Annotated in this window: 14 protein-coding genes; 10 read left to right on the top strand and 4 right to left on the bottom strand. The window is 32.4% G+C overall.

Annotated elements, in window-relative coordinates:
* Positions 1 to 9 precede the first annotated feature (9 nt).
* Both OH806_RS00630 and hemL read left to right on the top strand, forming a co-directional pair.
* Entirely contained in the window at positions 10 to 1,068 is a 1,059-nt protein-coding gene (locus tag OH806_RS00630) for a glucosaminidase domain-containing protein (RefSeq protein WP_264741756.1), read from the top strand.
* Positions 1,069 to 1,127: 59 nt separating this feature from the next.
* Positions 1,128 to 2,411 (top strand): glutamate-1-semialdehyde 2,1-aminomutase, encoded by a 1,284-nt coding sequence (gene hemL, locus OH806_RS00625; protein WP_264741755.1) that lies wholly within the window; start codon positions 1,128 to 1,130, stop codon positions 2,409 to 2,411.
* Between the two features lie 91 nt (positions 2,412 to 2,502).
* Here hemL and OH806_RS00620 read toward each other — a convergent pair whose 3' ends face one another.
* Together OH806_RS00620 and OH806_RS00615 are read right to left on the bottom strand one after the other, a co-directional pair.
* Entirely contained in the window at positions 2,503 to 3,720 is a 1,218-nt protein-coding gene (locus OH806_RS00620; RefSeq protein WP_264741754.1) for a hypothetical protein, read from the bottom strand.
* A 30-nt stretch (positions 3,721 to 3,750) separates the two neighbouring features.
* On the bottom strand, positions 3,751 to 6,408 hold the full coding sequence (locus OH806_RS00615; RefSeq protein WP_264741753.1) for a TonB-dependent receptor plug domain-containing protein: 2,658 nt from the start codon (positions 6,406 to 6,408) through the stop codon (positions 3,751 to 3,753).
* A 195-nt stretch (positions 6,409 to 6,603) separates the two neighbouring features.
* On the opposite strand from OH806_RS00615, the gene OH806_RS00610 reads away from it, so the two are divergent.
* The 5 genes from OH806_RS00610 to OH806_RS00590 all read left to right on the top strand — a co-directional run bounded on the left by OH806_RS00610 (position 6,604) and on the right by OH806_RS00590 (position 11,112).
* Complete coding sequence (locus OH806_RS00610; protein WP_264741752.1) at positions 6,604 to 7,281, top strand: response regulator transcription factor; 678 nt, start codon at positions 6,604 to 6,606, stop codon at positions 7,279 to 7,281.
* Between the two features lie 46 nt (positions 7,282 to 7,327).
* The gene (locus OH806_RS00605; RefSeq protein WP_264741751.1) at positions 7,328 to 8,359 is read left to right on the top strand and encodes a sensor histidine kinase; all 1,032 of its coding nucleotides are present in this window, start codon (positions 7,328 to 7,330) and stop codon (positions 8,357 to 8,359) included.
* Positions 8,360 to 8,492: 133 nt separating this feature from the next.
* Positions 8,493 to 9,083, top strand: a complete 591-nt coding sequence (locus OH806_RS00600) for a plasmid pRiA4b ORF-3 family protein (protein ID WP_264741750.1) — start codon at positions 8,493 to 8,495, stop codon at positions 9,081 to 9,083.
* A gap of 136 nt (positions 9,084 to 9,219) precedes the next feature.
* Positions 9,220 to 10,566 carry an alpha-amylase family glycosyl hydrolase gene (locus tag OH806_RS00595; RefSeq protein WP_264741749.1) on the top strand — a complete coding sequence of 449 codons (1,347 nt, stop codon included), beginning with the start codon at positions 9,220 to 9,222 and terminating at the stop codon, positions 10,564 to 10,566.
* A gap of 105 nt (positions 10,567 to 10,671) precedes the next feature.
* Positions 10,672 to 11,112: a GreA/GreB family elongation factor gene (locus OH806_RS00590; protein WP_264741748.1), complete on the top strand. Its 441-nt coding sequence runs from the start codon at positions 10,672 to 10,674 to the stop codon at positions 11,110 to 11,112.
* A 76-nt stretch (positions 11,113 to 11,188) separates the two neighbouring features.
* Here the strand turns inward: OH806_RS00590 and OH806_RS00585 are convergent, their stop codons facing one another.
* Complete coding sequence (locus OH806_RS00585; protein ID WP_264741747.1) at positions 11,189 to 11,959, bottom strand: GLPGLI family protein; 771 nt, start codon at positions 11,957 to 11,959, stop codon at positions 11,189 to 11,191.
* A 120-nt stretch (positions 11,960 to 12,079) separates the two neighbouring features.
* Entirely contained in the window at positions 12,080 to 12,346 is a 267-nt protein-coding gene (locus tag OH806_RS00580; protein ID WP_264741746.1) for a hypothetical protein, read from the bottom strand.
* 156 nt (positions 12,347 to 12,502) lie between these two features.
* Here OH806_RS00580 and OH806_RS00575 point away from each other — a divergent pair, with 156 nt between their 5' ends.
* The 3 genes from OH806_RS00575 (at position 12,503) to OH806_RS00565 (ending at position 14,026) form a co-directional block, all read left to right on the top strand.
* The gene (locus tag OH806_RS00575) at positions 12,503 to 12,907 is read left to right on the top strand and encodes a helix-turn-helix domain-containing protein (RefSeq protein ID WP_264741745.1); all 405 of its coding nucleotides are present in this window, start codon (positions 12,503 to 12,505) and stop codon (positions 12,905 to 12,907) included.
* A gap of 12 nt (positions 12,908 to 12,919) precedes the next feature.
* Positions 12,920 to 13,714 (top strand): thymidylate synthase, encoded by a 795-nt coding sequence (locus OH806_RS00570; protein ID WP_264741744.1) that lies wholly within the window; start codon positions 12,920 to 12,922, stop codon positions 13,712 to 13,714.
* An 81-nt stretch (positions 13,715 to 13,795) separates the two neighbouring features.
* On the top strand, positions 13,796 to 14,026 hold the full coding sequence (locus OH806_RS00565) for a hypothetical protein (protein ID WP_264741743.1): 231 nt from the start codon (positions 13,796 to 13,798) through the stop codon (positions 14,024 to 14,026).
* Positions 14,027 to 14,028 lie beyond the last annotated feature (2 nt).

Here is a 14,028-nt window from a genome sequence, read left to right as displayed (position 1 = left end):
AATTATAAGATGAAAAGACTTTTCTCAATAATAAGCCTTTTAGTTTTATCAAAATTCTCAGCTCAAGCCTGGGCAACTGAAGACCAATACATCCAAAAATTTGCAAAATATGCTGTAGAAGAAATGGAAAAGTACAAGATTCCGGCTTCTATTACTCTTGCGCAGGGACTTTTGGAAACAGGTGGAGGACAAAGCCGATTAGCAAAAGAGGGTAAAAATCATTTCGGAATAAAATGTAAAGAAGGTTGGAATGGAAAAACGATGAAACATACCGATGATGCTCCGAATGAATGTTTCCGCGTGTATGATGATCCGAAACAATCTTACGAAGATCATTCGATATTTTTGGCTACAAGAAAATATTATACAGGGCTTTTCAAGCTAGATATGAAAGATTATAAAGCTTGGGCTCATGGGTTGAAAAAAGCAGGATATGCTACAAATCCTCGTTATGCACACATACTTATCAGTAAAATTGAAAAGTATAAGTTGTACGAGTTTGATGATACCAATTCTAAAGAAGTTCTGTATGCCGTATTAAAAAAATATCCGGATCTTAAAGATGACAGAACTTTCATGGCTCAGTTAGAACCTGAAAAGTCTGCAAAAAAAGCTAAAGAACCTGTTACGGTAGAAGTTCCTTATAAGCAGACTTCTTATGCTCAACAACAAAAAAGAGTAGAAAGAATTAAGACTAAAGCAGAAATTCTTAATTCTATTCTTATAAAAAGCCATCCGAATGAGGGTTTAAAATATATCATCATTCCTGAAGATACCAACGTTCAGTTTATTGCAAATAAATTTAAAATAAGCGAGAGCAGATTGAAAAAATGGAATGAGCTTGAAAGTGATGTACTAAAGAAAAATGATATTGTTTTTCTTGAATCAAAAAATTCTACAGGAAATGTAGCAACATATAAAGCCGAATCTGGTGAAGATATGTATGCTATTGCTCAGAAATTCGGAATTAAATTAAATAAATTATATGCTAAAAACAGAATGGATGAGGGACAAAAACCTTCTGCCGGACAATTAATTTATTTAATCGATAAAAAACCTAGAAATTAAAAACTAAAATAATAACATAAAATAAAAGTGCGCCGAAAAGGCGCATTTGTTTAAGTGATATGAAATACCAAAGAAGTTCGGCTTTATTCGATGAGGCTTACCAATACATTCCTGGAGGGGTAAATTCTCCGGTTCGTGCATTCAAATCAGTGGGAGGTGTTCCTGTTTTTATGAAATCTGCAAAAGGAGCTTACCTTACAGATGCAGATGACAATACTTATGTCGATTATATTAATTCTTGGGGACCTGCTATTTTAGGGCATACCCATCCTGAAGTTTTGGAAGAATTAAAAATTCAGGCAGAAAAAGGTTTTTCTTTTGGTGCACCAACGGAATTGGAGACTGAAATAGCAAAATTCATCATAGAAAATGTTCCGAATATTGACCAAATCAGAATGGTTTCTTCAGGAACGGAGGCATGTATGAGTGCTATAAGATTGGCAAGAGGTTTTACGGGAAGAGATAAGATAATTAAGTTTGAAGGCTGTTATCACGGTCATTCAGATTCATTTTTGATTAAAGCGGGAAGTGGGGCTGCAACTTTTGGAAACCCGAATTCTCCTGGAGTAACTCAAGGAACGGCAAAAGACACTCTTTTGGCAAGATATAATGATGTTGAGCAGGTACAAGATTTGTTCAGACATAATCAGGGTGAAATTGCAGCGATAATTGTTGAACCTGTTGCAGGAAATATGGGTTGTGTACTCCCTGAAAATAATTATCTTCAAAATTTAAGAAAAATCTGTGACGAAAATGGTGCTTTATTGATTTTTGATGAGGTAATGACAGGCTTCAGACTAGCTTTTGGAGGTGCACAGGAACTTTTCAATGTAAAAGCAGACTTGGTAACTTACGGAAAGGTAATCGGAGGAGGGCTTCCGGTAGGTGCATTTGCTGGTAGAAACGAGATTATGGATCATCTTGCTCCAAAAGGCGGAGTTTATCAGGCGGGTACATTAAGCGGAAATCCTTTGGCGATGAGAGCGGGATTGAAAACTCTTCAAATCATTAAAAATGATTCTGAATTTTTTAACAGACTGAATAAAACTACAGAAACTTTAGATTTTGAAATCGGAAAAATTTTAAATGAAAAAGGAATTGCTCATAAAATTAACAGAAAGGGCTCTATGATGTCTGTTTTCTTCCATATCAACAGGGTTTCTGATTTTGATGAAGCCCAAAATGCGAATCATTCTTTGTTTAATAATTTCTTCCATCAAATGCTTCAAAACGGAATTTATCTTCCGCCAAGCGGATATGAAACCTACTTCATAAGTGATGCAATTAAGGAGAAGGAAATTGATATGACACTGGAAGCAGTAAGAAAATTTGAGTATTCTTAAAACTATTCTTATTTATAAAAGTCAAAATCCCTCAGAAGAATATTCTCCTGAGGGATTTTTTTAATCTGATATGAAGAAAACTAATTACTTCTTATTGTAAAGCTGCTAAAAGATTTACTCCATCTACTGTAGCCCAAGCTCCCGGAGTTAAAGATACTTTTGTAACTGTAGTCGTATTGGTGAATGTTTTACCTCCGTTTGTTTGTGCATAGCCCCAAACTCCAGGTTGATCAGAATTTACATAATTTATAGGTTCTACTTTTATTTTTCCAGTTAAAACCTGATTTGTATTTGTAGCATCATCCTGAATAAGAACTGAATATGCTTTCTGAGAACCAATGTTTTTGTATCCACTGATGTAAACATTAGAGAAAATACCAGTTCCGTGCTTTTTAAACTGAATTGCTGAAATTTCTGATGATCCTGCACTTTCAGGATTGGTACCTGCATTTCTGATAAGAGTTATGTTGGAAATTTTTGGAGCAACATTATCTGCATTTCCTGAAGCTTCAATCTCCATTCCGAAGTTTCCTGTTCCTGTTTGGAAGGCATACCAATTAGAGTTGTTTTGTCCGCTCCAAGCATCTTGCCAGTCGAAAGAATCATCATAGTTTCCGTAAGAAACAATATTGGTAGCACTTACAGTTCCTCCAAAAAATTCGTATCCATCATCTGTACCTTTGTAAGTTACAAGGTTTTCCAGCACGGTTCCGGCTCCTACAGAGTAGAAAGTCATCGAGTTGGTTTCTGATGTTCCGTCACCGATTTTTTTACCCGCATATTCTACTCTTACGAATTTCATAATTCCAGAGTTGTCATTAGGATCTGTGCCACCGTAGTTTACATTATTTCCGTCTTCAGACAAAGCTGTAGTATTTCCGTTTACTGCTTTTATCGGTGCTTTTCCGTATAGTGTAATTCCTCCCCAATCACCCGGAGTTTTTGTTGAAGTTGTAAATACAATTGGTTCAGATGCTGTTCCTTGAGCATTGATTTTAGCACCTTGTAAAATTACTAATGAACTTGTTTTTGAAGTTACTACATTGAATGTAGCACCTGGTTCAATAGTTAATGTAACACCAGCTACAACTTTTACAATACCATCAAGTGTATAATTTCCTTTTTTTATTAAAAGATCTTTTGTAATCGTTCCAGATAATGTTCCACTTCCGCTTAATACACTTTCAGTGGTTCCAGGTGTATTGGTAGTACCTTCTCCTAAACCATCATTTACTTCTATTGTGCATGATGTTAATGTTAAGCTTGCTACTAATACTATTGAACAAAGTGATAATACTCTTCTTTTCATTATATTTAGATTTATTTATTTGTTAAAAGATTAAAATGTATACCCTAACGTAAGGTTGAAAGTAACACCCTTGTAATAGTTTGTCATTACATTATTGTTTTCTTCAAGGCGTAATGGTGCGTAGTTTTTATCACCTAAAAGAATTTTATATTTACTGTTAAGTATATTTTGTACTGCGAATTTTACATTCCAGTTTTTATCGATCTGGTTTTGGTGTACAAAGTCTAGTTGATGGAATGGTTTTTCAAAATAATTATCTGTTCCTGCTCCTCCGGTTGCGTAAATTTTACTTCCGGAAACATTATATATTAATGAGAAAGTTTTTGTGAAGTTTTTGTCATTTTTATACTCATATTTCAAATCTGCATTAATGGTATATGGTGCGGCACCTTGTAATCCTCTTTTTCGAAGTGTCTCTCCGGTAGTTTTGAACCAGCTTGGCTCTTCCATTTCCAATTGTCTCTCACTTCTTTCAATATTGGTATGCATTATCGTTGCATTAGCTCCTAAAGTGAAACGATTTAAAGATTCAGAGATTCTTCCTAAACTTAAAATTCCTTCCAGTTCTATTCCGTATAAATCTGCCTTTTTTGCATTGAAGAATGTTATCGTAGATCCTGTAGCATCTGCTGAAGGTGTTAAAGAACGTTCAATAGCATTGTTAATTCTTTTTGCAAATACATTTACAGCAAACATTTCTTTTCCTGTCGGAAAATATTCCCACTTCAAATCAAAATTATAATTATCACTGGCTTGTATTTCCTGATTACCTACAATATTTACATTATCTGGGCTGATGTATTTTATAGGCATTGTTTCAATTAAGATGGGTCTTGTAACTGTTTTGCTGAATGAAAATCTTAAATTATTTCTATTGTTAAGCGCTTTTTTAATGGATAAAGATGGTAAAAAGTAGTCTTTATTTTTTTCGATATTGGTTTTGTTTGAAGCACTTAGTTCAGAATATCTAATAAGTGTCATGTCATTTTCATATCTTGCTCCTAACAAAATATCCCAAGAATCATTTGGCTTAAAGTTGATATTGGCATATCCTCCATTTACAAACTGATAGAAGCTATTAAAGAATTGTGAAGGGTCTGAACCTTCTTCGTAATATAGATATCCATCAGAAATCGCTTGGTTGAATACAGCTTGTGGTTGGTCTACATTGACTATAAAAGAACTTGGGTCGTTATGCTTTCTCCCAAAAATAAAACGATAAGATGTCTTTCTTAAATCTGCAAAACCATTATATCCTAATGCGATTTGTAACGGAAAGTCTTTTCTGTCCCCCTTTTCTCCTAAATTCAGCTGATATTCAGCAAATGCAGAACCATAGAATCTAGAATTTACATCCAGATACTGACGGATAAGATTATTACCTCCATAGCTCATTGATACATTATTTCCCGGAAGATAGTTTCCTAGATTATTAGGATCTTCTCTATGCCCTTCAAGGATTTTTCGGTCTGGTTGGCTGTAATTGTTGATTACATAACTTGCTCCTGCCTTGATTTGATGTCTTTCATTTATTTTTTGAGAAGCAGTAAGTTGTAAATCCAAAAATCTGGAGATATCTAGCTGATTGGTTCTAAAGAAACCGTATTTTTTATTTTGTATTTGTCCGTCTTTATACCCGAAATTATCTTCTATGATATTGTCTGCACTTTGTAAATAAATTGCATTAAGATTTACATTTGTCCCTTTGTTTTTATATCCTAAACCTAATAAAATAGAAGACTCTGTTTCTAAAGTGTATTGTTTTCTGTTTAGAAAGTTCATATTATCAATATAGCTTGATGCTCCGTTAGTTCCTTGTAAGGATCTGAATTGATTATTGTCGCCTTCCTTATATTCGTATTTGGTTGATTGGTTTAAAGAGAACAAAACACCTAAAGTTCCACTTTCTCCGGTTTTTATTTTTTGTGCAGTAGTAAAGCCTAAACTTGTGTTAGGTAAAGATTTTACGTTATCAACATTCCAAGAATCTTTGAAAGAATTTAAAGATTCATTGGCGTTAAATCGATACGTACTCGGTCTAGAATGTCTTACTTCTTCTGGTAAACGTCTGTCTTGGGAATTCAATCCTAAATAACCTTTCATTCCTTCAGCTCCTTCAGATACCTTAAAATTATCTCTGAAAGTGCTTAATGTATTCATTCCAACACTGAATTCTATTTTAGAAAACGGTTTGTCAATCGTTAAAGTTTCAATATCGAAAGTAGCACCTGCAAAATCTCCGTAAAGATTTGAGTTGAATGTTTTATAAATATTAAGTTTACCTACAACATCTGTCGGAAACTGTTTTAGGGCGATAATTTTTTGGAAGGGGTTATTAGAAGGAGAACCAAGACCATTAATTAATAAATAATTATATCTTTCCTCCAAACCTCTTACGAAAAGACCTCTTCCTTCAACAGTCGTGATTCCAGTTACTTTTGTCAGTCCCTGCTCAACATTTGAGATTCCTTTTCTTGAAATTTCTTCAGCACTCACAGCTTGTTTCTGAATGATAGCCTTTTTTTGTTCTCCTAAAACGGCAGTTTCTGTTTTCTTGTTACTGCTTCCTTGGATAACTACGCCTTCAATCTTTTTTTCTTTTTTTATAGTATCTTGTTTTGTGTCTTGAGCATAAAACACCGACCCTGATAAAAATAAAACTGCAATGCTCAGTTTATTTATTTTCATTATTTACTTACTTTTTACTAGATTCTTTCGGTGCAAAGGAATAAAAGTTTGATGGGGTAATTGGTTTAGTAAAATTTAATTTTTTCTTAACTAAATATTAATAAATGGATATTATTATTAACTTTATATGAACGATTGGTGTTTTGTTAATCTGTCATTCAAAAATTATTAACTTTGAATCAGTAAAAATTAAAAATGAATCAAAAGAAAATTCTTTTAATAGACGATGAACTGGATATTTTAGAGATTCTGTCTTACAATTTAGAAAAAGAAGGTTACGAAATTTACACAGCCACAAACGGGAATGAAGGTATTGAGAAGGCAAAAGAAATTATTCCGGATCTGATATTGTTAGATGTCATGATGCCAGAAAAAGATGGAATTGAAACTTGTCAGGAACTGCGTAAAATCAAAGAGCTACAGAAGACACTTATCGTTTTTCTTTCTGCAAGAAGCGAAGAATTTTCACAATTGGCAGGGTTTCAGGCTGGGGCAAACGATTACGTTGTGAAACTTATTAAACCTAAAATTCTTATTTCTAAGGTTAATGCGTTGTTACAATTGACTTCACAAGTGTCTGATAATACTAAACTTATTGAAATTGGAGATTTAGTGATTGATAAAGATAATTTCAGAGTTTCAAAGAGCGGGCAGGTGTTCTTATTGCCTAAAAAAGAGTTTGATTTGCTCTATCTTTTAGCATCAAACACAGAAAAAGTATTCAAAAGAGAAGAAATTCTCGAAAAAGTTTGGGGAAATGATGTAATTGTAGGAGAGAGAACTATTGATGTTCATATCCGAAGATTAAGAGAAAAACTAGGAATAAATACAATCCAAACATTAAAAGGAATTGGGTATAAACTTATTGTTTAATACTCAATTTTCCTAAATTTATATAAATCATTTAAAATTTGTAAAATTGAAATTTTACAGGCTTACATTTATCGCCTCATGTCTTCTTACATTGGTGATGTTCCTTTTAGTTATCACTTTTGATTGGCTAAAAGATATCTATGACAATACACCTTTCTTCAATTTTGGGTTGTTTGTATGCATTATTCTTATTTTTATCATTAATTATACTGTTCTAGAATTGCTTTTCAACTATTATGGGAAAAAGCAGGTTCGTGGTCTTTCTCAGATTTTGCCTCAGGAAATAGTATATTCTGATGATGAAAATATGACAATTAAAGAATTGGGCGAACGATTTTCAGACCTCAATCAGCAGCAGGTTACAGAAATTGACATGATGAAAGAAATGGAAAGCTACCGAAAAGAATACATCGGAAATGTTTCTCACGAGCTTAAAACACCATTGTTTTCCATTCAGGGATATGTTGAAACATTGAGAGATGGTGGAGTAGATAACCTCACAATTCGTGACAAATATTTAGAAAGAATTGATAAATCTGTTGAAAGATTAATTGCAATTGTAACAGATTTGGATATGATTAACAGGTTTGAAGCCGGTGAAATTAATCTCAGAGTTTCAAGGTTTGATGTGAACCTTTTAATTAAAGAAATTTTTGATTTACTCGACCTTGAAGCAGAAAAACATAATACAACTTTACTGCTTCAGACCCTTAATCCTCAGATTTTTGTAGATGCGGATAAACAAAAAATTTCTCAGGTTTTTATTAATTTAATTTCCAATGCTATTCATTATGCAAACAGGCAGGAAGCTAAAGTAATTGTAAAAACCAGTGTTCTTAAAAATAAAGTTTTAATTGAGGTTATAGATAACGGAATGGGAATAAAACCAGAAATTTTACCAAGAATTTTTGAAAGATTTTATCGTGTCGAAACCAGCAGAAGTAGAAGAGAAGGTGGTTCGGGATTGGGACTTGCCATTGTGAAACATATTCTAGAAGCTCATAATGAAAATATTACGGTAGAGAGTGTCTATCTCGAAGGGACTAAATTCAGTTTTATGCTTGAAAAAAGTAAATAGTTTTTGCAAAATGTAAGAAAAAAAAATATTTTAAAAAATAATGAAATATTTTTTTGTCACATGTCATTTATTTTATATTTGCAACAGAGATTTATCATAATAAGAAAGGCAAAAAAGTAATTTAAAAACTGATATGGTTTACAAAATCCGCGTAATATTAGATGCGAAAGAAGATATCTTCCGTGATATCGAAGTTAAAGGGAAACAAACGCTATGGAACTTACATTTAGGAATTAAAAGTGCATTCAGTCTGCAAGGCGATGAGTTGTCTACTTTTAATTTACTGGAAGAAGATGGAACAATAGTAAAAAGCGTTCCGTTGGAAGATATGAGTGATGATGGTGATGGAGAAATTATGTCGGATGTGTACATCGATGAAGCTTTTGAGAATGCAGGTGATAAAGCACAGTTTCAATATGGTCTTCTTGATCTTTGGGAGTTTTTCTGCGAACTTGTTGAGGTGATTGACGAGACGAAAGGAGTTAATTACCCAATCACGGTTTACAGATTCGGAAATGTACCTTTGAAGGCTCCAAGCAAAAGCAGTACAGGATCTAAAAAGAAATCGGTAATGCCTTTATTGGATGACGATTTTAATTTTGATGATGATTTTGGCGGAAGCAACAACTTCGCAGATGAAGATGATGATAATTTTGATGATGAAGACGATGATTACAATGATGATGTTTTCGATGATGAGGATGATAACGATGACGAAAGATAATACTATCTGAAAAATATCAGCCCCGAATTTTATTCAGGGCTTTTTTTATGTTTAAAAGTGATTCTGCAAGACAAAAATTCAATTTTAAGATTCTTTATTTTAGGGACAATTCGTTACATTTGTGAAAAATCGCTTAATGAAAAAAATAATTTTGTTAGCTGCTATTGGTCTGGGAATTGTTTCCTGTACCACTCAAAATACAAATAAGATGACGGATTTGCCTAAAGACTGGAAACATACAACAAATATATACGAAGTTAACGTAAGACAATATACTAAGGAAGGAACATTCAAAGCTTTTGAGAAAGAGATGCCCAGACTGAAATCAATGGGCGTAAAAACACTTTGGTTCATGCCAATTACTCCAATTGCTCAGCAGAACAAAAAAGGAAGTATGGGAAGTCCTTATGCTGCCGCAGATTATACCTCTATCAATCCTGAGTTTGGAACATTAGATGATTTCAAACATATGGTGAATGAAGCGCATAGATTAGGATTTAAAGTAATTATTGATTGGGTTGCCAATCATACAGGTTGGGATCATGTATGGACGAAAACTCACCCTGAATTTTATCTGAAAGATCCGGACGGAAAGTTTCATATAGCTTCAGGAATGGATGATATCATCGAATTGGATTATAAAAATCAGGAAATGCGTCTTGCAATGATTGATGCCATGAAGTTTTGGGTGAAAGAAACTGATATTGATGGTTTTAGATGTGATTTAGCTTCTTGGGTTGAGGTAGATTTTTGGGAACAAGCTCGTCCTGAAGTAGAAAAAGTAAAACCTCTTTTTTGGTTAGGCGAATTTGATGAATTAGAAAGTTCGGAATACGGAAAAGTGTTTGATGCAAGTTATTCATGGAAATGGATGCACAAATCTGCGGATTATTATAAAAAAAATGAATCATTGCAAGGCTTGAAAGATTTGTTAGTTCAATATTCCAATATTGGAGACAATTCAATGAGAGCTTGGTTTACAACCAATCATGACGAAAATTCTTGGAACGGAACCGAATACGAAAAATATGGAGTAATCACAAAACCAATGGCTGTATTTTCTGCAACCTGGAACGGTGTACCATTATTATATTCAGGGCAGGAACTTCCTAATATGAAGCGTCTTGAGTTTTTTGAAAAAGATGTCATCAAATGGACAAATACTTATCAGAATGCCGATTTTTATAAAATATTATTAAACTTAAAAGCCAGAAATCCTGCATTGAAAGGAGGTGATGCAAATGTGCGTACCTACTTGCTGAATACGACGGCTAATGATAAAATTTTAGCGTATGTAAGAAAAAATGGTAAAGATGAGGTTTTGGTAGTTCTGAATATGTCGAAAGAAGCTGTGGATTTCAGTATTGAAGATGAAAATTTATCGGGAAGTTTCAAAAACGTATTTGAAGGCACTAAAAGAGACTTTACGAATGATAAAAATTTCAAATTCAAAGTTTCTGACTTTGCAGTTTTTGAAAAATGAACTTCTTTGAAAACTATGAAATATTGGTTGAAGAATTAGAATAAAAGAACTTAAGATAAATTTGTTTAGCGGGCATTAGTCCGCTTTTTAATTAAGAAAAGAGGGATGAATAAAGAAGAGATATTGAGTATTTTAAAGGCTAAAATAAATGAAAAGGTCCAAAATTTTGAAAATCTGATTTCTGAAACAAGAGCTTCAAACAATGATACCAAAAGTTCAATGGGAGACAAGTATGAAACAGGACGAGAAATGCTTCAACAGGAGATTAATAATCTTCAAAGACAGCTTAATGAAGCCTTACATCAACAAAATATAATTCATAAACTTTCGGTAGAAGTTTCAGAGCGAGTTAAAAACGGAGCTTTGGTGAAAACCGATAAAGGTTTATTTTATATTTCGGCTTCTTTGGGTGAAATAAAATGTAATGATAAAAAAATAATGTCAATTTCTGAAGAATCTCCTTTGGCAAAAGCAATGTTTGGAAAAAAAGCCGGAGAATCATTTACGATTAATACTATTCAGCAATTGATTGAGGTGATTTGGTAAGTTATATCCTCCGATAAAAGAACGATTGAAAATCCCTAAAGTTAAAACTAAAAATTTTTAATCGTTTTCAAAAGAATTATTCTAATGAATTGTTATATTTTTTTTTATTTTCCTCTGTTTTTTTTCTATATTCTTGGGTGCTAATTCTTCCTTGTGAAGGATCATTCATATATTCTTCTCTTTTTTTCAAAAATTGTTCTTTAGATACCATAATTCCTTTCTTAAATTCAATTGGTTGACTGCTCTTGCTAATGGAAATTGCGTCAAAATTAAAATAGCCATGTTTTTCATTTAATTTTAGGATTAATCCAGGCAGACCCTTGAATTTATATGGTCCGTCGTTTATCGGGATGTCATATGTAAACCAAGCTATCCATACCTGTGCATTTAATTTTAGAGTAGCTTTTACACATTTGTATCCTAAAATTTCTTTTTTCTCATTATTATCAATTGTCCAAGAAAGAACATCTGTATTTTTGAAAGTATAAGTATCTCTTGCCATACGATAGGAGATAAAAGTTTCATTGTTTTCTGTATAGACATTATGTCTAACTCTATTACGCGGAGCATTTTCAAAATTAATTGTACGAATTTCTCCCTTATTAATAGGTGCATCTAATTGCTTTTTTAGGTATTCTAGGTTCTTCACATAGTTTTCGCTAAAATAAGTGGATTGTTTTCCATTGGTTAATAATATCATAGGCTCCCCAACAAGTGAATTTTTATTTAGGGTATCTTCTACATATGTGAAATTATATTTTACTTCTAGTTCTGAAAGAGTTTTGTTTTCCTGACTTTTGATAAATGTAAATATAAAGATTAAAAAAAAATTTAATATGTATTTCATACAATACAATGTTTATTTTGTAATATTGATAAATATATAAGAATCTAAATTTATAATTCCGTAAGAGTTTATTTTGTTATTAAATCGATCCTACGGAATTATAATTAGTTTGTACAATAGTTATACCATTGGATTTTCTGAGCAAAGTTCAGCATTCATATCTAGCCATTCTTGGTATAAAACTTCTTGTGAACCATTAACTGTCCAATAAGATTTACCACAAAAAGTTGTCATACGGATTGGCTCTGCAATAATTGCTTTGCTTGTGGTAGATACATTTACTTTTGCTTCATGTACAGGTAATTCTTTCACATTTTTTACTTCAGTACTTTTAGCACTCATTAGTCCTACAATACTAATTGCTGATAATAATAATACTTTTTTCATGCTGTATATTTTTTAGTTATTTGTATGACAAATATATATATTAATAAATCAGTATATCTATCAAAGGTGAATAAATATTATTCAGATCTGAATAAATTTTAAAACAATATAATAAATTTTAAAACAATATAAAGAGTTATATTTGTAATAAAAAAAATGAAACTTTCGGATAAACTATTTACCACTCGGACTGCTAAAAAACTTTCTAAGCAAGAAGTAGCAGATTTATTAGGAATGGATGTGACTACATATGGAAGAGTAGAAGCTGGAAAAAGAAATCTTGAAATAGATAAATTGAAGCTTTTACCAAATGCTTTGGGAATAAAAACAGAAGAAATACTAGATTTGTTAGAAATTGATAAAGGACATATTTTCAATATTAATAATACAAATGAAGAGTATGCTTCTGGCAATGGATATGTTGAAAACTTTTATACCGAAAATAGAGAAAATCTTATCGAAATAAAAAATCTTTATACAGAGCTTTTGAAACAAAAAGATAATATGATAGAGTATCTGAAAAAAGAAAATGAAGAATTAAAAAGGGTTTTAAAAAAATAACTGTGCCAAATTATGCAAAATTATTTAGACCTCTTACAACATATTTTAGATAACGGAACAGACAAGACAGATAGAACAGGGACGGGAACGAGAAGTGTTTTCGGATATCAGTTGAGATATGATTTGTCTAAGGGCTTTCCTTTGGTTACGACTAAAAAAGTGCATTTGAAATCGATTATTTACGAATTACTTTGGTTCTTAAAAGGAGATACTAATATTAAATACTTAAAAGATAACGGAGTTTCAATTTGGGATGAATGGGCAAATGAAAATGGTGATTTAGGTCCTGTTTATGGTGCACAATGGAGAAGTTGGAGTGGAGCTGGTGGGAAAATTGTTGATCAGATTACGGAAGTGATTGATCAAATTAAAAAAAATCCGGATTCCAGAAGACTTATTGTGTCAGCTTGGAATGTGGCAGAAATTCCCAATATGGCTTTAGCTCCTTGTCATGCAATGTTTCAGTTTTATGTAGCAGACGGAAAACTGTCATTACAATTGTATCAGAGAAGTGCAGATGTATTCTTGGGAGTACCTTTTAATATTGCGAGTTATGCATTGTTATTGATGATGGTTGCACAGGTTTGCGACTTGGAAGTAGGAGATTATGTACATAGTTTTGGCGATGTTCATATTTATAATAACCATTTTGAGCAGGTGAAAAAACAACTTTCTAGAGATGTAAGACCGCTTCCTACAATGAAATTGAATCCTGAAATTAAAAATATTTTTGATTTTGATTTTGAAGATTTCACTCTGGAAAACTATGATCCACATCCGGGAATAAAAGCTCCTGTCGCGGTTTAAAATAATAATCGAAATATAAAAGTGAAGCGTAAAACTTCACTTTTTTTGTAACTTTAGGGTTAATTTTTCTACCCATTAAACATGAAATCACTTAAAATCAATATAGAAGAGAATACTGATGCTGAAAAACTGAAGGAATTATTGCTTCAGGTAAAGGGGGTGACTTCTATAGAAATCATAGATGAGGATAATCCTGAAAGTGAGCTCAAAAAAGCTTTTGCTAAAACAAAAGAACAGCTTAAGAAGGGGGATTATGAAACATTGGTCAATGATATTTTTGATATATTAACTAAAAATAATTCTAAAAAATAATA

Source organism: Chryseobacterium oryctis (genome assembly GCF_025971925.1).
Classification (GTDB): domain Bacteria; phylum Bacteroidota; class Bacteroidia; order Flavobacteriales; family Weeksellaceae; genus Chryseobacterium; species Chryseobacterium oryctis.
This window is presented reverse-complemented; position numbering and strand designations above follow the sequence as displayed.

Coding starts and splice junctions, on each gene's coding strand:
- OH806_RS00630 (WP_264741756.1), top strand. CDS start 10: ATGAAAAGACTTTTCTCAATAATAAGCCTTTTAGTTTTATCAAAATTC.
- hemL (WP_264741755.1), top strand. CDS start 1,128: ATGAAATACCAAAGAAGTTCGGCTTTATTCGATGAGGCTTACCAATAC.
- OH806_RS00620 (WP_264741754.1), bottom strand. CDS start 3,720: ATGAAAAGAAGAGTATTATCACTTTGTTCAATAGTATTAGTAGCAAGC.
- OH806_RS00615 (WP_264741753.1), bottom strand. CDS start 6,408: ATGAAAATAAATAAACTGAGCATTGCAGTTTTATTTTTATCAGGGTCG.
- OH806_RS00610 (WP_264741752.1), top strand. CDS start 6,604: ATGAATCAAAAGAAAATTCTTTTAATAGACGATGAACTGGATATTTTA.
- OH806_RS00600 (WP_264741750.1), top strand. CDS start 8,493: ATGGTTTACAAAATCCGCGTAATATTAGATGCGAAAGAAGATATCTTC.
- OH806_RS00595 (WP_264741749.1), top strand. CDS start 9,220: ATGAAAAAAATAATTTTGTTAGCTGCTATTGGTCTGGGAATTGTTTCC.
- OH806_RS00590 (WP_264741748.1), top strand. CDS start 10,672: ATGAATAAAGAAGAGATATTGAGTATTTTAAAGGCTAAAATAAATGAA.
- OH806_RS00585 (WP_264741747.1), bottom strand. CDS start 11,959: ATGAAATACATATTAAATTTTTTTTTAATCTTTATATTTACATTTATC.
- OH806_RS00580 (WP_264741746.1), bottom strand. CDS start 12,346: ATGAAAAAAGTATTATTATTATCAGCAATTAGTATTGTAGGACTAATG.
- OH806_RS00575 (WP_264741745.1), top strand. CDS start 12,503: ATGAAACTTTCGGATAAACTATTTACCACTCGGACTGCTAAAAAACTT.
- OH806_RS00570 (WP_264741744.1), top strand. CDS start 12,920: ATGCAAAATTATTTAGACCTCTTACAACATATTTTAGATAACGGAACA.
- OH806_RS00565 (WP_264741743.1), top strand. CDS start 13,796: ATGAAATCACTTAAAATCAATATAGAAGAGAATACTGATGCTGAAAAA.